This window comes from Pseudomonas sp. SWI7, assembly GCF_006351945.1.
GTDB classification, from domain to species: domain Bacteria; phylum Pseudomonadota; class Gammaproteobacteria; order Pseudomonadales; family Pseudomonadaceae; genus Aquipseudomonas; species Aquipseudomonas fulva.
Map to the genome: position 1 here is coordinate 2,147,842 of NZ_CP040930.1, position 20,034 is coordinate 2,167,875.

General features: G+C 58.1%; 24 protein-coding genes. 11 read left to right on the plus strand and 13 right to left on the minus strand.

The genetic code is table 11. The features are described from left to right. Positions 1–23: 23 nt before the first annotated feature. The 7 genes from FH041_RS09850 to FH041_RS09880 form a co-directional block, all read right to left on the minus strand. The gene (locus FH041_RS09850) at positions 24–545 is read right to left on the minus strand and encodes a terminase small subunit (RefSeq protein ID WP_140174510.1); all 522 of its coding nucleotides are present in this window, start codon (positions 543–545) and stop codon (positions 24–26) included. 211 nt (positions 546–756) lie between these two features. After that, positions 757–1,104 carry a phage holin family protein gene (locus FH041_RS09855; RefSeq protein WP_125854740.1) on the minus strand — a complete coding sequence of 116 codons (348 nt, stop codon included), beginning with the start codon at positions 1,102–1,104 and terminating at the stop codon, positions 757–759. Positions 1,105–1,307: 203 nt separating this feature from the next. Further along, positions 1,308–1,787, minus strand: coding sequence for a hypothetical protein (locus FH041_RS09860; RefSeq protein WP_232097762.1), 480 nt, complete (start codon positions 1,785–1,787; stop codon positions 1,308–1,310). A gap of 328 nt (positions 1,788–2,115) precedes the next feature. Next, positions 2,116–4,878, minus strand: a complete 2,763-nt coding sequence (locus FH041_RS09865) for a bifunctional DNA primase/polymerase (protein ID WP_140174512.1) — start codon at positions 4,876–4,878, stop codon at positions 2,116–2,118. Beyond that, positions 4,875–5,078: a TraR/DksA C4-type zinc finger protein gene (locus FH041_RS09870; RefSeq protein ID WP_140174514.1), complete on the minus strand. Its 204-nt coding sequence runs from the start codon at positions 5,076–5,078 to the stop codon at positions 4,875–4,877. Before FH041_RS09870 ends, FH041_RS09865 begins: the two co-directional genes overlap by 4 nt. Beyond that, positions 5,071–5,559 (minus strand): phage regulatory CII family protein, encoded by a 489-nt coding sequence (locus FH041_RS09875; RefSeq protein ID WP_085625550.1) that lies wholly within the window; start codon positions 5,557–5,559, stop codon positions 5,071–5,073. Before FH041_RS09875 ends, FH041_RS09870 begins: the two co-directional genes overlap by 8 nt. Before the next feature lie 227 nt (positions 5,560–5,786). After that, positions 5,787–5,981: a helix-turn-helix domain-containing protein gene (locus tag FH041_RS09880; protein ID WP_140174516.1), complete on the minus strand. Its 195-nt coding sequence runs from the start codon at positions 5,979–5,981 to the stop codon at positions 5,787–5,789. A gap of 125 nt (positions 5,982–6,106) precedes the next feature. Here FH041_RS09880 and FH041_RS09885 point away from each other — a divergent pair, with 125 nt between their 5' ends. From FH041_RS09885 to FH041_RS09910, 6 genes are all read left to right on the plus strand, one after another. Next, a complete protein-coding gene (locus tag FH041_RS09885) occupies positions 6,107–6,739 on the plus strand; it encodes a S24 family peptidase (RefSeq protein WP_232097763.1) in 633 nt (210 codons plus the stop codon). A gap of 255 nt (positions 6,740–6,994) precedes the next feature. Then, positions 6,995–7,504 (plus strand): hypothetical protein, encoded by a 510-nt coding sequence (locus FH041_RS09890; protein ID WP_140174520.1) that lies wholly within the window; start codon positions 6,995–6,997, stop codon positions 7,502–7,504. After that, entirely contained in the window at positions 7,501–7,740 is a 240-nt protein-coding gene (locus FH041_RS09895; protein WP_140174522.1) for a pyocin activator PrtN family protein, read from the plus strand. Before FH041_RS09890 ends, FH041_RS09895 begins: the two co-directional genes overlap by 4 nt. Before the next feature lie 90 nt (positions 7,741–7,830). Then, positions 7,831–8,328, plus strand: coding sequence for a hypothetical protein (locus FH041_RS09900; RefSeq protein ID WP_140174524.1), 498 nt, complete (start codon positions 7,831–7,833; stop codon positions 8,326–8,328). Then, positions 8,325–8,573, plus strand: coding sequence for a hypothetical protein (locus tag FH041_RS09905; protein ID WP_140174526.1), 249 nt, complete (start codon positions 8,325–8,327; stop codon positions 8,571–8,573). The genes FH041_RS09900 and FH041_RS09905 overlap by 4 nt, the downstream gene beginning before the upstream one ends. After that, a complete protein-coding gene (locus FH041_RS09910) occupies positions 8,570–8,833 on the plus strand; it encodes a pyocin activator PrtN family protein (RefSeq protein ID WP_140174528.1) in 264 nt (87 codons plus the stop codon). Before FH041_RS09905 ends, FH041_RS09910 begins: the two co-directional genes overlap by 4 nt. A 398-nt stretch (positions 8,834–9,231) precedes the next feature. Here the strand turns inward: FH041_RS09910 and FH041_RS09915 are convergent, their stop codons facing one another. Continuing rightward, positions 9,232–9,783 (minus strand): TetR/AcrR family transcriptional regulator, encoded by a 552-nt coding sequence (locus tag FH041_RS09915; protein WP_104926637.1) that lies wholly within the window; start codon positions 9,781–9,783, stop codon positions 9,232–9,234. Between the two features lie 612 nt (positions 9,784–10,395). On the opposite strand from FH041_RS09915, the gene FH041_RS09920 reads away from it, so the two are divergent. Next, positions 10,396–11,466 (plus strand): MFS transporter, encoded by a 1,071-nt coding sequence (locus tag FH041_RS09920; protein ID WP_373682148.1) that lies wholly within the window; start codon positions 10,396–10,398, stop codon positions 11,464–11,466. Positions 11,467–11,747: 281 nt separating this feature from the next. Here the strand turns inward: FH041_RS09920 and FH041_RS09925 are convergent, their stop codons facing one another. Next, complete coding sequence (locus tag FH041_RS09925) at positions 11,748–12,869, minus strand: site-specific integrase (protein WP_140175119.1); 1,122 nt, start codon at positions 12,867–12,869, stop codon at positions 11,748–11,750. Between the two features lie 101 nt (positions 12,870–12,970). On the opposite strand from FH041_RS09925, the gene dusA reads away from it, so the two are divergent. Both dusA and tal read left to right on the plus strand, forming a co-directional pair. Further along, positions 12,971–13,981, plus strand: a complete 1,011-nt coding sequence (gene dusA / locus FH041_RS09930; protein WP_140174532.1) for a tRNA dihydrouridine(20/20a) synthase DusA — start codon at positions 12,971–12,973, stop codon at positions 13,979–13,981. Between the two features lie 175 nt (positions 13,982–14,156). After that, complete coding sequence (gene tal, locus FH041_RS09935; RefSeq protein WP_027915069.1) at positions 14,157–15,083, plus strand: transaldolase; 927 nt, start codon at positions 14,157–14,159, stop codon at positions 15,081–15,083. Between the two features lie 292 nt (positions 15,084–15,375). On the opposite strand, the gene rssC is transcribed toward tal, so the two are convergent. Together rssC and rssB are read right to left on the minus strand one after the other, a co-directional pair. After that, complete coding sequence (rssC, locus tag FH041_RS09940; RefSeq protein WP_027915070.1) at positions 15,376–15,858, minus strand: anti-sigma factor antagonist RssC; 483 nt, start codon at positions 15,856–15,858, stop codon at positions 15,376–15,378. Further along, positions 15,855–17,039, minus strand: coding sequence for a two-component system response regulator RssB (gene rssB / locus FH041_RS09945; RefSeq protein WP_027915071.1), 1,185 nt, complete (start codon positions 17,037–17,039; stop codon positions 15,855–15,857). Before rssB ends, rssC begins: the two co-directional genes overlap by 4 nt. A 269-nt stretch (positions 17,040–17,308) precedes the next feature. On the opposite strand from rssB, the gene FH041_RS09950 reads away from it, so the two are divergent. Further along, entirely contained in the window at positions 17,309–17,608 is a 300-nt protein-coding gene (locus FH041_RS09950) for a PilZ domain-containing protein (RefSeq protein ID WP_088523567.1), read from the plus strand. 2 nt (positions 17,609–17,610) lie between these two features. Here the strand turns inward: FH041_RS09950 and FH041_RS09955 are convergent, their stop codons facing one another. Then, the gene (locus FH041_RS09955) at positions 17,611–18,318 is read right to left on the minus strand and encodes a VacJ family lipoprotein (RefSeq protein ID WP_027915073.1); all 708 of its coding nucleotides are present in this window, start codon (positions 18,316–18,318) and stop codon (positions 17,611–17,613) included. A gap of 355 nt (positions 18,319–18,673) precedes the next feature. On the opposite strand from FH041_RS09955, the gene FH041_RS09960 reads away from it, so the two are divergent. Then, the gene (locus FH041_RS09960) at positions 18,674–18,937 is read left to right on the plus strand and encodes a DUF4404 family protein (RefSeq protein ID WP_023534264.1); all 264 of its coding nucleotides are present in this window, start codon (positions 18,674–18,676) and stop codon (positions 18,935–18,937) included. Between the two features lie 136 nt (positions 18,938–19,073). Here FH041_RS09960 and queF read toward each other — a convergent pair whose 3' ends face one another. Next, positions 19,074–19,904, minus strand: coding sequence for an NADPH-dependent 7-cyano-7-deazaguanine reductase QueF (gene queF, locus FH041_RS09965; protein WP_049696300.1), 831 nt, complete (start codon positions 19,902–19,904; stop codon positions 19,074–19,076). Positions 19,905–20,034: the final 130 nt, after the last annotated feature.

Below are 20,034 nucleotides of genomic sequence, written 5' to 3' on the forward strand. Positions count from 1 at the left end.
TGCGGCACACCCGCCCCATTGCCTTACTCGCCGTCTTCTTCAGAGCCCTCCGCATCGTCCGGCTCGTCAGAATCCCCAGCGAGATCGTCGTCCTCGTCATACGCGGACAGTCTCCTAAGTATCGATTCGATGGGTTGGCGAATTAGCTGGTCGTCGATCTGCACGCCGTACCGCGCCGACAACGTCTCGGCCAGTTCGTCGGGCAGCGTGTTGAGCAGCTCGATCTTGGCGGCGGTGATCACCGCCTCGAAGCGCTGCACCAGGTCGGCTTCGATCACGACCTCGCCCAGGTCTTTGGCCAGCGCCAGTTCTTCGCGGTCGCCCCTGATTCGGTCCAGGCGGTCGCGGGTGGATTCCTTCTTGCCGTTGAGCGCGGCTTGGCGCATCAGCCAGTCGATCACCAGCTGCGTGTCGTACTGGTTTTCGTTGCCGCGCCCTACGCCAAACTCGATCACCGGCATGCCGTCTTTTTGCCAGCGGCTGAGGGTGCGCTCATCACGGCCAACGATCTCACTTAATTCGAGTTTGGTGACTGTCTTGCCCATCGCTAAGTCCTTGAAAAGACGGACATCCCTGTTAAAACTCCAGCTGCAGGGAAACCGCGAGTCTGCGCACCCGTGTAGGGGGCGGCCCGGGGGGAGGAACCAAAATTCACCAACGCCCGCACCTGCCGAGTGGCTAGTCCGCGCGGGTTTCCTGCCCCGTACCCCGGCCATATCGCCAGGGTCCCCCGCCCCGCCGGGGCTGCCGGCCGGGTCATTGCCCCGGCTCGCCGGCCTGGGGCGGCGCCTGCTCCAGCCCCAGCCGCTTGGCGGCCCAGCGCATGTAGAGGTTGATCGCGACATCGGCGCCAGCCATCGCAGCCAAGCAACCAACCGCTGCTGCCGCCCATACCGAAACGCCGAGGGCGTACAGCAGCATGTTGGTCGAAAGACCGCAGGTCACGCAGGCACCAGAGCGCAACGCCAACCGGCGAATCAGCCCCCAACCGCGAGCGCCCGCCATATCCGCCCGCCACATCTCTCCCGAAACACCGCCGACCAAGGACAGCACGATCACCATCCAGATCGGCAGTTCGGCTAACGTTTGTTGCTCGCTGTTCATGTAAGCCTCATTGGCAAAGCACGGCGCCGGAAAAAGAAAACCCCGCCAGTTGGCAGGGTTCTCAATGCGCCGACATATCGGAGCGGGTCGCACAGCACAGTGCTTGTGGGGAAGCGCCTAAGCGCACTTTTCATATCGTGGCGTCTTTTTACATGCCATCGGAAAAACCGAAAAGAGGTCATTTTCGGTACTCCGTCTTGACGCTACTTCGACGCATCCTCAGCGCACACTCGGCGCATTGTGAACCGACGAACGGTATGTCGTCTGTTTGGCCCAGATCGAGCCATCAGGATGGCCAGCACCTGTAGGTGCAGTGACTTGATCCAGTTCCGATAGGTCCGGTCGGCACCCTCCGCCAGCCCGACCTCGCGCATTTGCTCACGGATGGTTGCCCCATGCAGATACCTGTAAGTGGCCAGTTTCGCCAGGATTGCCCCGCGCTTGTCACGGCGGTTTAACTCCGCAACTGCTGCATCAATCTCCGCTGCTGAATGATCCAAACCCGCTCCACTAATAAGTACCCTCGCCCCGGCAACTCCGCCACGAGGAGCTGCGCCCTTCCACTCCATGATGCTGCCCATCTGACTACCCAATCCGGCCTGATGCCCGAGGAGTGCCCGCTGCTCCCCCCAGTGCTGCATCAGCCCCTCAACCATTTGTAGGCGCTCGGCTTCGTCATTCATGAGTCTGCTCTCCCAAGATCCCCAACCCAACACAAAAAACCGCAACCCAACACAAACTCAACACAGTTAAAACTCAATAAATTCAGTGCCTTATCAATAGGTGTGTTGAGTGTGTTGGGTTTGTTGGGTTTTTTTGTCCTCGCATAGGTTTTTTTGTAGAGCCGTTGCGCCGAGAGAAATATTTCCCGCGCACGCGTGCGCGTGCGCAAACCCAACACACCCAACACAGAGGTACGGGAAGCCTTGAAATTCGGGGGTTCAACGTGTGTTGGGTTACACAAACCTACCCAACACAAACCCAACACACCCAACACAGGGGCATTTGGCTTCATGCAGCCACCCCCTTCACGTGCTCCCAAGCATCTACGTTCCACCCTGCAAGTTTCGCCTTGCTGCGCCAGGTGATAACGGCTTGCCCCAGCTCGGCCGCATTGAACGATGGGGGTAGGGAAGCATCGGAATCAGAGGGGAAGAAGAACGCGGCAAATCGACGGTTGTTTCCGTCCGTCCACGGAATCGAACGCGTCTTCTCGACCGTTGCGCTGAGCATCAGTGAGAACTTCGTCTGACTCATTGAGTGCTCTTTGTTACGCGAACACCATTCAATGAACAACGCGTACAAATCTGTAGCGAGGCAGCAACCCCAAAGACCTCGTCCAAGCTCTCCAGTTTGCCAGAGACTCAGGAAAGTTTGCCATGCCGTTCGGCTTAGCGCGACCAGGCGTTGTCTCGCCTCCGTCTTCGGAGGGCGAGTACGCTGATTGAAATCGCCGAGGTCGAGCGCGAGCAGCCAGCCGTAAAGCGCCGCTACACCGCCGTTGGCCAACTCCCGGCCAATGGCCTTTTGGCGCTCTACCGGCAGCGTTTGCAACGGCCACATCACCAGCATACGACGATCATCATCACTGATAGGCCAAGGCATGATCTCGTTGCTCAGGAAGACCGCATTCATGTGGTTGGCTTCTTCCCATCCATTGATGAACTTAGACTCCATCCGCACGGTCTTGCCAGTGATCATGTGCTTGATCTTACCCACTTGGTTGTAACGCTGGTCGCGGCTGACGACCTCCTCGAATACGGCCCACAGTTTGCGGCTCTGCCAGGCGTTGAAGCTACCTTCCAACTGCGTTTGCCCAACAGTCGCAGAGTACTGGCCGTACAACTGGCCGAAAACATCCGCAAACAGCAGGCTCTTGCCCGATCCCTCCATGATGGAGTGCATTAGCACTGCTGTATCCATCTTGGCCCCCATATTCTGGAGCGGATACGCCAACCACTTCGTCAGCCAGCCCAGCGCTTCCTCGTCATGGTTGCAGAGGAACGAGATCAACCAGCGCAGATTCTCGCAGGCTGCATCATCACGCACCGGCTCCAGAGGCAGCCCTTCGAAGGTGTTGATGTAGATGTTGGGATCCTTGGTCATGGTGGGATCGAACACGATATGGTCGACGTCCACCACGCGGCGATCCTGGCTGTTGAGCCACCACTTGTACTCTTCCCCCATTGCCATTTTCACGGCGCCTTCGGCGATACGGCGTTTCTTCTCTCTGTCCCAAACGTCCTTGGTACCATCGATGTACACGTATCGCTCGATGGGGTCGAGCTTCAGTGCACCGCCTTTCTTGGCTGAGAGACGCCGAGCCTGATCAAGCTCCTGTGCTTGCTCGGGCGCGATCAACTTCTTGTCGGTACGCTCCATCCACTCCTTCGCAAGCGGCTTGCCTATAAGAGCCTCGAAGCCGCCACGCTTCATTGGCTTCGCTTTGTCCATGTCCCAGACGTTTGTGGTCCCCTCGACTAGGGCGAAGCGGCGCATTGCGGTGGCAATGTCCATAGTACTTCCCCCCTCCCCCCCGTTGGCCGCGAAGGCGGCCGCGCCGGGCTCGCTTGTCGTGGGCGTTGCATGGCGGTGCACCTCCTCACTTGTCAGCCCATCCTCAAGGTGGCCAACAGGCTCATTAGCCGATGGGGCTTGGGTAAGCTCTCCAATGGGCGGAGGGGCCGGCGGTCTCGACTTCGCATCCAGCCCTAACATTCGCGCCGCCGCTTTGGTTGCCTCTCGTTGGTTGCCGTCGTGCACAAGGATGCAGTACACATCGAAGGCATCATTCTTGTGACCGTTAGCCAGCGGATCTGAGCTGTGGTGCGAATACAGCTTGCCCTCCGAGATCGTCACACCAGGGTCACCACTGCTGCTGTGAGGGCAGAGCCACTTGCCACCAATGCGCTTGTAGCCGTGCCCCTCAATCAAAGTGGCGATATCGTAGGTTCGGTTGAACTCAGGAATGACTTCAGGCAATGAACTACCTGACGGCGCAGTGGCTGGACGAGGGCGCGGGGTTGGTTGAGAGACCGCCGGAGCCGACTTAATAGCCCACGGGCACACTGCGAGCGCCTGGGGCTTGAGCTGGTCCCAATTTAGCCAGATGTTCAACAGCTCGGCGGGCAGATCAGGAAGGCCGGCGGCAGATGGTGGTATACGCCATGTGTACGGCTGACCGGTGCCTGGGTGAATGGAGGGCGGCAGAACGTCTTGCACAGCGCCACCACGTAACTCGAAAACGGTGATTTTCTTAAAAGGCTCAGCCGCTATCTTAAGAGCCGCCTCGCGTGTCGCGTCACCAGCATCCTTCGCCGCCACCATTTGAGCAGTGAGCGCTTTCAAGATCGAACCATCCGGGTCGGCCTGGTTTGGCCACGCCAAAGAGCGCCGGCTCAGCTCAACCTCATCCGGCACCCGAAACATTACACGGAAACGCGCAGGGTTACCCACAGCGGTTGGGTATGCAGCTGCGAGCGCCTCCAGATCCAGCCCAAAGGCGTCGCGCAAAGCAATACGGGACAGCGCGACATCATCCACATCAAGCGAACAAACACGACTAGGGCCGAGCACAACACCAAGGTTGTGATCGGGATGCTCCAACCAGAACGCCTCCGCAGCGTTTGCATCGGTGATATAGCCCTCAGGGGTATTCCAAGCCTTACCTTTTGGGCCTTTTTCGCCCGGTTCAATGGGCACCAGGGCGAGGCCAAAGGTTTCGATGTAACGGCGCGCCCATCCGGCCGTAGTTGCTACTGGGCGCTCACTCATCGACGGCGCTCCCGCAGCTCCTGGCAGTCGACGCAGGTATCGCAGCCCTCGACGGTCTGCTGTCGAGCCAACGGAATCGGCTCGCCGCAGTCGTCGCAAAACTGTGCGCTCGGCTTGCCAGGCAGACGCGCAAGGCGCTGCAACGACAGCTGGAGAAAGTACTCGACCTGATCATTCGCGAAATCGACTGCATCAGCCATTGACCTGGTCCTCCATAGCCTGACGCGCACCTGACGTAATCGCCAGTACCTGGCGGATAACATCCAGGCCACACGCCTCAAGCTTCTGCACTTCGTGCAGCTCCCACACGTTGTCAGCAGCACCTTCGTGCATGCTGCTCACGAACTCAGCAGCTTCCTTCAGCAAAAGGCCAACCGCTTTCAACTGCTCGTTGGTTGCAGGGATCGGGCACGGTCGGTACCAAACTACGCCGGCCGCACGCCCCAAAGCGTCGAGGACACGCCGGTCTGCGGTCCACTGCAGCACCTCTTCCAGCTCGTCCGGGGTGAGCCAGCGGCGCTCTTCGTCGTGCTTAAGCTTTTTCTGGAGAGCGTCGAGATCCATACCCATCTCAAACGCCAGGCGGGTGATCCCACCCTTGTAATCGCGACCGGCGCGGTAGAGCGCCTGCTTGAGGGATAGTGCCGGCCCTACTCCCGGCAGAGTGTCGATACGACTCATAAACCGTTAAACCTCGATTAACGGTGTAGTCACAGAGGTAAGTACGCCCTATCCTGTGAATACAACCGGTGTGCTGTGCTTTGCGTGCTGTGCGGGCATTTCACGCGGTTCTAGTCATCCGGCGAATCTTGTGGTGAGAGGCAACCGGATGGCGGGTACAACGGCGCTCTGCGCCGTGCTTGCTGAGCTAGGAATTCTTGTGGTGAGAGGCCCTAGCTCAGCAGTCCTTACTTAGGCTGCTTTTCAGCGACCTTTTTTTGCTCTTCATAGAACTGCTCAATAGCCTTGCCGATCTCATAGCGGACGGCCGCGCCTTTGGTTGCTCGATAGATCGTTGGCTGTGTGACGCCAACTCGATCTGCGATCGCACGCTGCGAAAACCCCAGATCAGTCAGTTTTTGAAGCATCTCTTGAATGGTCATTGCACCCACCGATGCGTTATCGAATTGGCATGATAATACCCAAACGAATTGATGCGAGCAATACAATTCCGATACGCAAACGAATCAGAGCATAGGCCGTGATAGGAAAGCGCGTAGCACAGCGAATGCATGAACTGCAGTGGTCTGAAGGGGAATTGGGAAGACGGTCAGGGGTACCGCAGCCGACCATCCACCGAATCCTCACCGGCACCTCTGCAAGCCCACGCCAGGCGAACGTCGAAAAGCTGGCGAAAGCCTTGGGCGTCACCAGCGAGTGGCTTTGGAAAGGAGGGGAAGCGCCTGAACTAGTTATCGGCCCCAACTCCAACATCGAACCAGGACCACGTATTCGCGGATTTGTACCGCTGATCTCATGGGTACAGGCGGGAACGTGGTGTGAAATGCAGGATGTCCTCGAACTGCAGGATGTAGAAAATTGGTTGCCTTGCGCTGTATCTCATAGCAACGCGACGTTCGCCCTGAGAGTCCGAGGCTTATCAATGTTCAACCCACATGAGCGGCGCTCGTTCATGGACGGCGACATCATCTTTGTCGACCCGAACAAGGATTATGAGAACGGCTCTCTGGTAATCGCCAAGCTCGCAGACAGCAAGGAAGCCACGTTTAAGCAGTTGGTACTGGAGGGGGAGCGCAGATTTCTCAAGCCATTGAACCCATCTTGGCCTGACCCAATTATTGAGCTGCCCGAAGACGCTTCGATCTGTGGTGTAGTGGTTTCCAAGCTGGAAATCTTCTGACCACACCGCCCATACGGTCAATACGAATTAGTATTGACCGTATAAATTCGTTTAAGTATTGTCTGGACCTCTACCCTCTCACCACCGAGGTCCAGATATGCCAACTGCACAGCACAGGAACGGGTGCAAGATCTACTTGCACCCCACCACCTGCACCCACCCCGCCATCGTTGAAGCGTTTCAACGCTCGACCGGTCTGCAAGTGATCGTCTCCCCTGGGGGCAACGTCCGCGCTGTCCCTAACGGGGGTGCGGTATGAACGAATTCACTATCAATCTACGCCGCGTGATGCTGCTGGAGCGCACGCTGGAGAATGGCGGGAACACCACCTGCCCGCTACGGCGTCCCGAAACAACTGTCGACGCTCACATTCAGGTGGAGAACGACAGCCGCGATCACCACCTGCAAGTGCGGTTCGGCCCCTATACGGGCTCGATAACCCTGCGCCGTGGTGACTCCACTAAGTACATGTCCCTGCGCGATTTCCTGCAGGACGTAGCCAATGGCCGAACAGAGTCGGGCTTACAGACCCAACGCGCTATCGCCTTGATGGAAGCGCTGGACTGCGTGAGCGATGTTCTCCCGGAAGGCCTACGCGCCTTCATCACCCCCACCACCGACCAAGAGCAACCGTTTGGGACCGTTGTCACCAACGACCAAGGCGAGATTCGCGCGACGGCGTACGGCAGCTGTAAGCACACGCTTGCCGAAGCGGTGCGCGCCAAGCTCGGCCGACTCCCAGTGAGTCACGGGGAGCACCCATGACCGACACGCTTCGCCAATTGCGCAATGAGTGGACAACACCCTGCCCGACACTGACTGCCGTGCGAGAGCGCTACTTCCCGCACATAAAGACAGATCGCCGGTTCAAGGAGTTGATCAACGCCGGAAAGATTGGGCTGAAGCCTACAAAGCTGCATCACTCAGCCCGAGCGCAGTACGTGATCTACCTGCACGAACTCGCCGACTACCTAGACACCCAAGCGAATAAGACGGCGTAACAGAGGCGGCCCCGGCCATCAGGGGCAACGCTTCAGCACCAGGCCACCACCACACTTCCGGCCGGTGCTGGACACTTCGGAGCACAGCACATGCAACCGCATCAACAAGTACTCGCCCTAGGTATCCTGTGGCTGGCTACCCTGATTGTTCTGCCCTTACTGTTTGCGAAAGCTCGCCATCGCGCCTTCAACCGAGGCCTGGACACCGGCAAACAGCGCCTGAAAGCCGATCTGAAATTGCAGATCAAAGGCCTTCAAGACGACCTGGACAAAGCCCAAGTTCAGACCGAAGCGGACCATCGCAGGCATCACCTTGCTGTCGCACAACTAAAAGGCAGCATCCGCGAGCTGGAAGCCCGGATCATGTCTTACACCGGGTTAGCAGTGGCCAGAACAGATTACGAGCTGCTTATCAGCGCCATCGAAACATTGAATCTGACTGAGCGGACGCTAATCGCAATGAAGGCAACTCAGCAGGCATCACGCGCGAGCTTGCAAGCCACCCAACTGGGAGGCCTGGCTAAACGGATTCACACCCAATTGCGCGAAACCCCTGCCGGTGCCACAAGCGCGGAGGAGGCAGCATGAGCCAGCACGACGATCCCGCACCGACCGCGACCCCCAACGCAGCCGCTTGGCTCGGCCAGGCCGGGCTGTATCGAACTCGGTTTGAGGCCGTGCGCAACTTCGAGCAGTCCATAGCGCCAGTTAGCGCCGACGAGTTGTTTAACCTTGCCAGCAAGCAGGTGCTAACCCAGCTCAGTGAGGGTAGGCAATCCGCTCGGCCCAGCAACGCAGAGACGAATTCGCTGGAACAGGAGGGCCATGCGTGAACACAGCCTTTCTTTTGATGGCGCAGTACAACGGCACGGCGATTATCTCGCTCGAACAGGTATGCGCTGACTACTTCACGCACCTAACGCCGCTTGTATTCCAACGCAAGGTGCTGGCCGGAGAGATCAAGCTACCGATCACCCGGCTTGAACCGAGCCAGAAGAGCGCCCGAGGCATACACATTGCTGATCTGGCTCTCTACCTGGACCAGCAGCGGGATGCTGCGCGAAAAGAGTGTGCGCAATTGAATAAGAGGTGACGGGTACGCTGATACGGAGATTTCACCCCACTTGATCAGTGTCAACCGGCCGCACGGAACATCTGGCTGCATCCGACTCTTCACCCATTCGAATACGGCTTAGCTACCTTGCGTCGATGGCCGCCTGCGATGGCGGCTATCGACCCGCCCCCTAAATCGGCTGGATCAGAACGGCTGAAAATGCCCAAATCCATTATGTGATAGTGACCGCTTTCGACCCAGAGCGGACGTTCATACCCTTACAAGAAACGCAGCAACGGCGTCGGTTTACATCCCGCAGCGAGAGCGGCAACCTCTTTCAATCATCAGACAGGACGTTACCGTGCCGCTTATACCTACGTAGTTTGGATATGCTGGCCAGATAACGCTTTATTTTTTTGTCTGCCAAACAATGACTATTACAAATCGGATAGCCTGGCTATCATTTTGTAAGCGTCTTCACGAGCAATGGGGATTACTGACCGATGAAGAATGACCCCTTCAATCAGAGCATCTAGCGCGACTGCTGACAAGGGGGAGAAAAAGAGTTCGAGTGATCCTCTGATTTCAAGCATCCAGTCTTTCATAACATTCTTCATCACAGAGTTACGACCCGCGAAAATATAGAGCTCGCAAGTCAGCTGGATCGTTCTAGTGCCGAATGTGAATCTTTCAAAGATAACATCCACGATCGCATTGCAAGCGTCTTCTTTAGTCTTTGCTTTTCGAATTGCTGCTGCAAATCGAGTAGATACGCATTGAGCCAACAGCTGGAATGCCTCCAGCAGCAGCTCCTGCATGCTCGGGAAGTAGTGTGTAAGTGAACCGAGAGGCACGCCCGACAGTTCGGAAATCTTTCGGTACGTTGTGCATACAACCCCGTGCAGTTCGATGCAGTCTAGGGTTGCCTTGAGGATATTCTCCCTACGATGAGGGTCTTGCTGCCAAGTCTTCCGTTTCTCGTTCGTCATGCATGCTCCTATCTCTGCCAGCTGACATTAGCATAGGGCAAGAAACCGTACAACCGTACGATTTCATTGACCTCGATCAGCGCTCGCAGTAGGATAGAAATCGTACACCTGTACGGTTTCTTGCGCTGGGCAAGAGCCCGAAACAAATAGCTAGTGGGTCAGGAAATTTTTTGGATGAACACATTGACCAGTGTTATTGATGAGTGTTTGTATGACGAGAAGTTCGACGAATCGATTATTGGCTTGAGGAAGTAGACGAAGACACTTTACAGTCAGTTCAACGCCACAACGCCCTATGAAGACCTTCTCTGATCACAACTCATCAATGCTATTTTTTATGGCTGCGCGCTGAACGGTATGGGCTAAGATGTCGGCGAAAAATTCGGCTATTCACCTGGTGTCCTTACTAGCTAGCTCTACATGGGAAAGGCTCTAGCTTTCTAGGTCGCACGCGCCAGCAAAAATTTTATTACCGGTCTGAACCATAAGTTACGGGCTTAGTGTCCGCTTGCCAACTACAGGCTTTATTAGATGAATAGTACGGAACGAACTTTTTTTACCTCTAATACGCTTTCCGCCTCCAGATATGCTTTCTTCCTAGCGGGATCTTGTATGGGCGCATGGGCACCTTTGGTTCCATTTGCTAAGGAAAGGGCGCAGATAGGTGAGGCGGCACTAGGTCTGCTCCTCTTGGGCCTTGGTACCGGATCAATGTGCATGATGCCGTTTGTGGCCAGTTTAGCGAATCGAATTGGCTGCAGGACAACTGTCTATCTTGCAAGCGCTGTTACCGCTGTTGCCCTTGTTGGTCTGGCAACTGCCACTTCATATTGGGCACTCTTGTCTTTTTTGTTTATTTTTGGGGCCGCCATCGGTACAGCCGATGTAAACATGAATCTTCAAGGCTCGCTTGTCGAGCGTCACCACGGCAAGCAGATGATGTCTGGCTTTCATGGCCTGGCCAGCGTCGGCAACATTTTCGGCGCCGGTACGGTAAGCCTCCTGCTCTGGTTAGGCCTCAATCCTGTACAGTCAATACTTACATTAGCTCTTGGATTAGGCGTGGTGCTCTTATCTCTTGGTCGTCACATGCTCCCGTTCGCGGAGCTAGAGGGAGCGCCGGCTAAGATGAAGCCAACCAGGCTAGTGTTGTTACTGGCGGGGCTGTGCTTCATCGCTTTTCTGGTTGAAGGTTCTATGCTCGACTGGAGTGCTGTCTATTTGACTTCAAACCGGGACGTGGATTCTGATATTGCGGGCATCGGGTATGCCGCTTTTTCGGTGACCATGGCAGTAGGGAGGCTGTCAGGTGATTGGATCGTCAGCAGGGTAGGGTCGCGAACAGTGCTACTGATAGGAAGTTTGTTGGCTATGGGCGGCATGGCGTTGGCGGTGGGTATCGACCACTGGATTGTTTCGGTTTGGGGGTTCGTGCTCGTCGGATTAGGAATCTCGAATCTCGTTCCGATATTTTGCTCCACGGCCGGGCATCAGACTGTAATGCCCGTGGCTCAAGCGCTGGCGATAGTCAATGCGATCGGCTACCTAGGCATACTGATGGGGCCGGCTGCGATTGGATTGATCGCTCATGCGACGTCCCTAAGCTTCTCTTTGCTCTTCACCTCAGCGTTACTGATCCTCGTCCTCTGCGGCGCTAAGATCGCATCAGACAAAGAGCATTGAGTCTGGCAGGTAATGGCCGTCTCGGGGGCACAGGTGCCGATCACTTTTATTTTTGCTGGAAACGAACCTGTTGCCGCGCTGGAGGAGTGGAGATTCTCTCGCCCTGCGCCTTTCGCACAAAGCTCCATAAGCGCCAAATGTATTGTCCGCAAAGAATGAGGCAATGCTGGCCGCTGTGAGTGGCCGCTATGGGTCGAAAGCGGCCACTCCTGCCAGCCGGATCGACTCAAAGCGCTGCTACGCGCAGGGCTAATCACCGCCGTTCCGTGTACCCCAACAAACTACTCAACCCGGGCGCCTAGGGCGACTGGGGCCTGGATAATCCGCTCTAACCAACTCCACTCCATATATCGATCACCACGCCCCCTCAGATGGGTGTAACGCCGCAGCGAGTTCCAGTCCCGATGACCGGAAACACTCGACACCCTCGGGATATCCCAATCCATTTCGAACAACCGGCTCACACCTTCATGGCGCAGATCGTGAAAATGCAGGTCCTCCACGCCAACCATCTTGCACGCTCTGGACCAGGCCGTGCCGATTGAGTCGGTGTTGTAAGGGAAGATCTCAGCGCACTGACGCGGCATGCTTTGCACAATCGCCCACGCCTCATCCGGCAGATGGCACCACACATCGTTACCGATCTTCTGCCCGGGGTTCTTCATGTCCCGCACTTTCACCGCCTGGCGGTGCTCATCCAGATCCTCCCACATGATGCGAGCGATCTCGTCCATACGGCGCGTGGAAAAGATGGCAAACGCAACCACCTTCGGCATGTGAATGACTGTCGGACGCCGTGCAAGCATCTCGAAGAAATGCTCAAGCACCTTGTCGAGTTCTTCAAGCGTTGGCCGGCGATCCCGCTCCCGGCTCTTCATGTTGTAGCCGAGGCGTTTCAGGACAAGGCGTGCGTCGGGCATAGCTTGGGGGTTGATCTCGTACTCCCACGCCGCCCTGGCAAGCGACAACACTGAACCCAGGTGAGCCAGATCATTGCCGGCTGTCTGCGGTTTGATACCACCGCCTGCGGGGCTCATACGCCATAGGGCATAGTCCACCAGCACCTGCTGGCTGATGTCGGAGTCGACCATCTCACCCAGGTAGCTGTTCTTGATGGCGTTTAAAGTACGTCGCTTGCTCTCGCCCAGAGGCCGAGCTTTCTCTGCCTCTACAAGGTAACGGTCAATCATCTGTTTGACCGTGTGCCCTACCCGGTTGGCGCGCTCGATAGCACCAGGCTCAGACAACTCAGTTTCCCGTCGCTTCGCCCAGGCCACTGCAGCCTGTTTGCGGGCGAACGTTTGGCTCTCTTGGTAGACTGTCACCTTGTCGCGATTAATGCGGATCTGGACGAGGTAGCTAGTGCTGCCATCGGCCTTTTTACGCGTTCTGATCGTTGCCATCTGAGATTGGTACACGTCGTCTGTCGATTGGTACATTGTACCAAGCGCTTGATAAAAACGCCCCAAAACCCCGAAAATCGGTACAAAACACGTTGAACGAAATGACTGCAACATCAGGCTCCAAGCCACAAACCACGCGCCCTGAGCCGTCACGCCGCTTCAGCGTTGCCCCCATGATGGACTGGACCGACCGCCACTGCCGGTTCTTCCTGCGCCTGCTCTCCAGACACACCCTGCTCTACACCGAAATGGTCACCACCGGTGCCCTGCTGCACAACGACGCCCAGCGTTTCCTGCGCCACGATGCCTCCGAGCACCCGCTGGCCCTGCAACTGGGCGGCAGCGTGCCGGCGGACCTGGCGGCGTGTGCGCGGCTGGCCGAGGCCGATGGCTATGATGAGGTCAACCTCAATGTCGGCTGCCCCAGTGACCGGGTGCAGAACAACATGATCGGCGCCTGCCTGATGGCGCACCCGGCGTTGGTGGCCGATTGCGTGAAGGCGATGCGCGACGCTGTCTCGACACCGGTGACAGTCAAGCACCGCATTGGCATCAATGGCCGCGACAGCTATGCAGAACTGTGTGACTTCGTCGGGCAAGTGCGCGAGGCGGGTTGCCGCAGTTTCACCGTGCACGCACGCATCGCCATTCTCGAAGGGCTGTCGCCCAAGGAAAACCGCGAAGTGCCGCCGCTGCGCTATGACGTGGCCGCGCAACTGAAAGCTGATTTCCCGGACCTTGAGATCGTGCTCAACGGTGGCATCAAAACCTTGGCCGACTGCCATACCCACCTTCAGACCTTCGACGGCGTGATGCTGGGCCGCGAGGCCTATCACAACCCTTACCTGCTGGCCGAGGTGGATCAACAGCTGTTCGGCAGCACGGCACCGGTGGTCACCCGCACCGAAGTGCTGGCGCAGTTACGGCCTTACATCGTGGCCCATATGCAGGCAGGGGGCGCGATGCATCACGTGACCCGGCATATTCTCGGCCTTGCCCAGGGCTTCAAGGGCGCTCGTCGGTTCCGTCAGCTGCTTTCGGCAGACATTCACAAGGCAGCCGAGCCGCTGGCCGTGTTCGACCAGGCCGTTGAGCTGTTGCAGGGGCGTTGAGGCGCTGGCGTGTCACGCAGGCGCCTGCCGGTTGCGCGACACGATGCAAGGCCCGGCCTGAAGGGAACCTGAGGGACGGTGGGTACTCGAACATTCACCTCTCGTACAGCCGGGCCCTTGAGCGACCGTGGGGGCTGGGGTAATGTCGAGTCATTGCACAGGACAGAGCACGCCCATGACTTCCAAGCTGGAACAACTCAAGCAGTTCACTACCGTGGTCGCCGACACCGGTGACCTGGACGCCATCACGCGCCTGAAACCGGTAGACGCCACCACCAACCCGTCGCTGCTGCTCAAGGCTGCCGCCATCCCGGCCTATGCCGAGTTGCTCACGCGCGTGAAGGGCGAGGCCAACGGTGATCTGGACCAGGCCTGCGACATGTTCGCGGTGGCGGTGGGTTCCGGCATTCTCAAAGCCATCCCCGGGCGTATCTCGACCGAAGTGGATGCGCGGCTGTCGTTCGATGAACCTGCCCTGCTGGCCAAGGCTCGCTCGCTGATCGAGCTGTACGACAAGGCCGGTGTTGGCCGGGACCGTGTGCTGATCAAGCTGGCGTCCACCTGGGAAGGTATCCGCGCCGCCGAGAAGCTGGAGAAGGAAGGCATCCAGACCAACCTGACCTTGCTGTTCTCCTTCGCCCAAGCCCAGGCCTGCGCCGACGCTGGTGTGTTCCTGATTTCGCCGTTCGTGGGCCGGATTTACGATTGGCACAAGAAAAGCACGGGCAAGGAGTACACCGGTGCCGATGATCCAGGCGTACAGTCCGTCACGCGGATCTACAACTACTACAAGGCTAATGGCTACGACACCGTGGTCATGGGCGCCAGCTTCCGCAATACCAACCAGATCGAACAGCTCGCCGGTTGTGATCGCCTGACCATCAGCCCGGAATTGCTGCAGCAGTTGAGCGAAGACCAAGGCGACCTGCCGCAGGTATTGAAGCCAGGCAATGCCGGTGAGCCCAAGCGTCATCTGAGTGAGAGCGAGTTCCGCTGGGACATGAACGAAGACGCCATGGCTACCGAGAAGCTGGCCGAGGGCATCCGCCAGTTTGCGCGCGATCAGGAGAAGCTTGAGAAGGTCATGGGTGAAGAAGGCTGATCCAATTCAGGTTGTCTCGCGGGCGGGAAGTGTTCGACATTTCCCGCCCGTGTTGTTTTTACAGGTGGTGCCGTCGTGCGGCCTGCATGCTGTCTCAGATGCGCCAAGTCCATAGTCACAAAAGCTTTGCATGGCTTGGCAAGACAACCCGATCCCGAAGGCATGACCCTCTGGAGGCAGCTGGCGCCCCACCGACGGACAGGTTCATACAGCTCGCCCGGGCAGCATAGGCCTCAGAAAGCCTACCAGGAAGGAGGCAGGCTGCTCTTGACCCCAGAACCTGGTGACTCGATCAACTGCGCTCCAGCGCACTCACCAAGTCATGAAAGGCTTCGCGATTGGACTCATTCAAGCCCATCAGAATCCGGTGTGCTTCCAGCACCTTGGAACGCACCACCTCCTCGTTCTGGTCCTGAGATGGCAGGTCAGACAGGCATTCGGGGCACGGGATGGGGCGGTCGACGATGTTGAATACCTGATCGAACCCCATCGATTGCAACAGCCGGGAAATATCCGGGTTGGTGGTCACGACGGTAGGCAGCAGGCCCACTTTCTGTCGCGACAGGATCGACAGCTTGGCGAGCAAGCCAAGGGTGGTGCTGTCGATGCTTTCGGTTTCGGTCAGGTCGATCACGATGGTCGAGAAATTCAGCGCGGTGAATATTCGCTCGATCGTTGCATCGAGCGCCGAACACAAGGTCAGGCGCACTTCACCGACGAATTTCAGTACGAAGGTACCGTCCTGCTCGGCGAACTGGATTCTACCGGTACTCATTGAAGGTTCCTGCTCAACACCAATAGGGCGATATCATCCGGCATCTCCCCTAGCGTAGCCAATCCAAAACGTTGACGCAGCCCATCCAGGCTACCCTCTGCCGCCCTGACGATTTCAGGCAGCGCAGCTTCTTTATCTTTGAGCGTATCACCTGGCAAAAGGTCCAGGATGCCATCGGACATCAGGCTCAGGCTGAAACGTGGTGGCAGTTCAACCACCAGGTCCTGGTAGCGGGCCTCCTCGAACAGCCCCACGGGCAAACCGCGGCCTTCGAGGTAGCGGGTGTGCTCGGGTGTATGCAGCACCGGCAGCGGCAGGTGCCCGCCTACGGCATAGGTCAGCAACCCGGTGTCTTCATCGATCACCCCGCCCACCATGGTCACATGCTTGCCCAGCTTGCAGTTGATCAACCCACGGTTGATGTGGCTGAGCACTTCAGAAGGCTGGAACTCGCGCATGTTGCCGCCACGCTTGAATTCGAACAGAAGGCGGGTGGTCATGAACTTCAGCAGCACGGTGACGAAAGCCGAAGAAGCACCGTGCCCGGACACGTCGGCCAGGTAGAAAGCGATACGCCGCTCGTCCACACGGAAGTAGTCGGCGAAATCACCCGACAGGTACAGCGACGGGATGATCTGGTGCTCGAAGGCAAAATCACCGGCGTGCCAAGGGCTTTGGGGCAACATGTTCATCTGCACTTGCCGACCAGCGGTCTGGTCTTCCTGCAACAGGTGCAGGCTGGCCTCCAGTTCGCGGTTGGCAGCCTCGAGCTTCTCGCGGTAGCGCTGGTTTTCCAGCACAAGGTGCGCTCGATCCAACGCACGGCGCACCGAGTGCTCCAGCACCGCCAGGTCTTCAAGTGGCTTGATCAGGTAATCCGCAGCGCCCAGTCGCAATGCATCCACCGCATCGGCCATGACCCCGGCACCCGACACCACGATCACGGGTATCTGCGGTGCACGGGCGCTGATCTGACGAATCAGTTCAAGTCCGCCCATTTGCGGCATGCGCAAATCGCAGATCACAAGATCAGGCTGGTGCTCTTCGAAGACCTGAAGCCCCTGCTGGCCGTTGCCAGCCTGGAGAACGCTGAAGCCACTGTCTTCAAGATACGCGGCGAGGCTTGCACGGACCACGTCGTCGTCATCGATGATCAGCAGCGTTGCACTGGTTTTCTGCATGTGGGCGAACGGCGCCGATTGGGGTTTGTGCAGCGAGCCGGCAAGGCAGACCAACAGCTGCGGGAATTCTGAACAGGTCGCACGTTCTGCGAGTTGTAGGGCAAGAAAGCCTACCCGGCAACTGCGAGATATGCGGTGTAAGGCGCAGACGGTACTCCCATCCGCCAGGGGTTTCAAGCATCGAACGGTACGCTTGAGCGGCTTTACAGGGCAAATGACCGAGAGTTATAAGAAACCCTCACGATGTAACCTCACAGGAAGGATGCAGCATGCCCGATAACGCCACCAGCCACAGCGAGAAACGCGATTTCATCCGCATGCGCATCGACACGCCGGTTACCCTGGTGCACGAGGGTAAGGTCATCGCTGCGGTGTGTCTCGACCTGTCCAGCAGCGGGATGCAAGTACAGGCGCCTCAGCCGTTCCAGGTCGGGGATCGGCTGCAGGTGCGCCTGGAGTCGGATCACCCTTCGCTCGAAGGCTTGCACGCCACGGCGGAAGTCGTGTGGATCGCGGCCCAGGCGGATGGGCAGCACACGTTCGGGCTGCGCATCCTGGCCATGCGGTAGCCTTAGAAATCGTCCTCGACTTCGCCATCGCGCACCTTGAACTCGCGGTTCTGCAGGTAAGCGTTGCGAATGAAGATGTACTTGTCACCCTGAATCAGCTTCTCGGCCGGCAGCAGGCTTGCACGGGTGTCCACCACGTCCAGGGCGAAGGCCGAATTGCGGGTAGGCACATGGTCCACGTAGCGATAAGGCCGGGTGAACGTGTCCGGGTACTTGGCTACGCCATCGCGCACAGTGCTTGGGCCCAGCAACGGAATGACCACATACGGGCCGCTGGGCACACCCCAGTAGCCCAGGGTCTGACCGAAGTCTTCATCGCTGCGCTGCAGCCCCATCTTGGTGCCGACATCGAAGAACCCGGCCACGCCGAAGGTGGTGTTGACGATCAAGCGCGCCGTATCCACCCCTGCCGCATGGGGCTTGAGCTGCAGGACGTTGTTGGCCAGGTTGGTCACATCGCCCAGGTTGCGGAACATATTGTGGATGCCGTCTTCGAGAAACTGCGGCGTCACGGCGTCGTAACCCTTGGCGAGCGGCTTGAGCGCGTAGGTATCGAGCGTATCGTTGAAGCGGAAGATCGGGCGATTGACCGCTTCCCAGGGATCTTCTTCAGTAGCGGCCTGAGTAGCCGCCACGGGCGCCAGCAGCATGCTGGCGCATACACAGGCCTGGGTGACTCGTTCGATCACACTGGCACCGATCCTACGCATAGTGTTTCTCCATCAGGATTATCGGCCGCAAGCGCAACGGTCGCGCTGCTGTAGTGCGGCAGTATAGAGTTTTGCAGGCCGATAGACAGCTTTCGGCATTCATGAAGTTTAATGTGACCAAGTGTTACGTCAGTGGTGCTACGCAATGGCAGCAAGATTTAACGAGAACCTGTTGCTCGCCGACCTCATGGATGAAACGAACCGCTTCCCAGCGAATGCGCGAAAAATACGGACACAGCTCAGCGGCTGCCAGCCATGCAAATCCCACGCGAAAGGTTTACGCTCAATACAGGCCAGAACCTTTGCCGCCTCGCTGAGGTCCATGGCTTGCCAAACCTATGATGGAGAAGTGCCAATGCCTGCCCGCGAATTGCAAGAGCGCCTCAACAGCCTGCGCGAGCAACTGGATCGCAACGTGCCGCTTTCGGACGAAGAGCTGGCTGCGCTCCATGAAGAAGCGCGTCAAATCGAAGCGCAGCTGAAGCTGGAAAACGCCACGCCTGACAACAACCTGGCCGACGGTGTGAACCTTGCCGTGGAGCGATTTGAAGCCGACCACCCTGACCTGACGGCCACCCTGCGCAGCATTGCCAACTCGCTGCACAGCATGGGTATCTGAGGCATACGGCTCGGGCTGCTGCGCACACAGCGCAGCGCAGTGGCCTGCCATGACCCGCACTGCGTCCAGGGTCGAACAGCACGCGGCCTGTTGTCAGGGTCGGGTGCGGTTCAACGCAGGCGCACCCCGGCGGCGGTCACTGCCTGGCCAGGCGCCCATTGCTCACGACGATTTCCCCCATGCTGCGGTAGGGGTTGATATCCAGGCCACCCCGGCGCACATACCGGGCATAAACGGTCAAGTGCTCAGGCTGCAAGAGATTCTTCAGGTCCAGGTAAATGCGCTCGACGCATTGTTCATGGAAATCCGCATGCTGGCGGAAGCTGATGAGATAGGTCAGCAGGCTGGCGTGATCGAGCGCCCTGCCCTTATAGGTCACTACCACGCTTCCCCAGTCCGGCTGACCGGTAACCGGGCAGTTGGATTTGAGCAGGTGACTGTGCAGCGTCTCTTCGACCACCTGATGAGCGTCGCATTGCAACAGCTCCGGTTGCGGCTGCGCATAGTTGGAAATAGCCACATCCAGCCCATCGATACAGGTGCCTGGCAAAGCGACCACGCCTTGGGCCTCGACCTCTTCCAGCGTCCTCACCTTCACCCCTACCGCCTTGCCGGCGGCCGCCGAAAGGTCTTTCTCAAGGCACGCCTGCAAGGGCTCGATGCCTGCGAAAACGGTCTGGTTCAAGGAGTTCAGGTACAGCTTGAATGACTTCGATTCGATGATGTTGGGCGAATCGGCGGGGATGGCGAACTCGCCTATGGCTACCACGGGCTTGCCCGAGGGCAGCAGCCAGGACAGCTCGAAACAGTTCCAGTAATCCACACCTTGCCAGGGCAGCGTCTGCGCGGTGACACCCAGCTCCGCCCATTTGGCGGTGCGTGGGATCGGGAACAGCAGCTCCGGGGAATAGGTGGCGACGTATTCACTGGACTTGCCCAGCGGGGAGTGTTCGGCGGCAGGGTGCATTGGAACTGACCTGAAAGTGTGGAGTGGACGCTAGCGTTCGTACGGTGCGCGCCCCCATTGCTGGGGTAACCCTGTCGTGTACAGGATGACGCGTAGGGCGCCCAGTCTACCCTGTTGCTTGCCGCCTTGC

Coding starts and splice junctions, on each gene's coding strand:
- rssB (WP_027915071.1), bottom strand. CDS start 17,039: ATGCAGAAAACCAGTGCAACGCTGCTGATCATCGATGACGACGACGTG.
- FH041_RS09855 (WP_125854740.1), bottom strand. CDS start 1,104: ATGAACAGCGAGCAACAAACGTTAGCCGAACTGCCGATCTGGATGGTG.
- FH041_RS09905 (WP_140174526.1), top strand. CDS start 8,325: ATGAGCCAGCACGACGATCCCGCACCGACCGCGACCCCCAACGCAGCC.
- FH041_RS09890 (WP_140174520.1), top strand. CDS start 6,995: ATGAACGAATTCACTATCAATCTACGCCGCGTGATGCTGCTGGAGCGC.
- FH041_RS09895 (WP_140174522.1), top strand. CDS start 7,501: ATGACCGACACGCTTCGCCAATTGCGCAATGAGTGGACAACACCCTGC.
- FH041_RS09920 (WP_373682148.1), top strand. CDS start 10,396: ATGGGCGCATGGGCACCTTTGGTTCCATTTGCTAAGGAAAGGGCGCAG.
- FH041_RS09900 (WP_140174524.1), top strand. CDS start 7,831: ATGCAACCGCATCAACAAGTACTCGCCCTAGGTATCCTGTGGCTGGCT.
- FH041_RS09885 (WP_232097763.1), top strand. CDS start 6,107: ATGCATGAACTGCAGTGGTCTGAAGGGGAATTGGGAAGACGGTCAGGG.
- FH041_RS09960 (WP_023534264.1), top strand. CDS start 18,674: ATGCCTGCCCGCGAATTGCAAGAGCGCCTCAACAGCCTGCGCGAGCAA.
- FH041_RS09875 (WP_085625550.1), bottom strand. CDS start 5,559: ATGAGTCGTATCGACACTCTGCCGGGAGTAGGGCCGGCACTATCCCTC.
- FH041_RS09860 (WP_232097762.1), bottom strand. CDS start 1,787: ATGAATGACGAAGCCGAGCGCCTACAAATGGTTGAGGGGCTGATGCAG.
- dusA (WP_140174532.1), top strand. CDS start 12,971: ATGACTGCAACATCAGGCTCCAAGCCACAAACCACGCGCCCTGAGCCG.
- FH041_RS09850 (WP_140174510.1), bottom strand. CDS start 545: ATGGGCAAGACAGTCACCAAACTCGAATTAAGTGAGATCGTTGGCCGT.
- FH041_RS09950 (WP_088523567.1), top strand. CDS start 17,309: ATGCCCGATAACGCCACCAGCCACAGCGAGAAACGCGATTTCATCCGC.
- rssC (WP_027915070.1), bottom strand. CDS start 15,858: ATGAGTACCGGTAGAATCCAGTTCGCCGAGCAGGACGGTACCTTCGTA.
- FH041_RS09870 (WP_140174514.1), bottom strand. CDS start 5,078: ATGGCTGATGCAGTCGATTTCGCGAATGATCAGGTCGAGTACTTTCTC.
- FH041_RS09880 (WP_140174516.1), bottom strand. CDS start 5,981: ATGACCATTCAAGAGATGCTTCAAAAACTGACTGATCTGGGGTTTTCG.
- FH041_RS09955 (WP_027915073.1), bottom strand. CDS start 18,318: ATGCGTAGGATCGGTGCCAGTGTGATCGAACGAGTCACCCAGGCCTGT.
- tal (WP_027915069.1), top strand. CDS start 14,157: ATGACTTCCAAGCTGGAACAACTCAAGCAGTTCACTACCGTGGTCGCC.
- FH041_RS09915 (WP_104926637.1), bottom strand. CDS start 9,783: ATGACGAACGAGAAACGGAAGACTTGGCAGCAAGACCCTCATCGTAGG.
- queF (WP_049696300.1), bottom strand. CDS start 19,904: ATGCACCCTGCCGCCGAACACTCCCCGCTGGGCAAGTCCAGTGAATAC.
- FH041_RS09865 (WP_140174512.1), bottom strand. CDS start 4,878: ATGAGTGAGCGCCCAGTAGCAACTACGGCCGGATGGGCGCGCCGTTAC.
- FH041_RS09925 (WP_140175119.1), bottom strand. CDS start 12,869: ATGGCAACGATCAGAACGCGTAAAAAGGCCGATGGCAGCACTAGCTAC.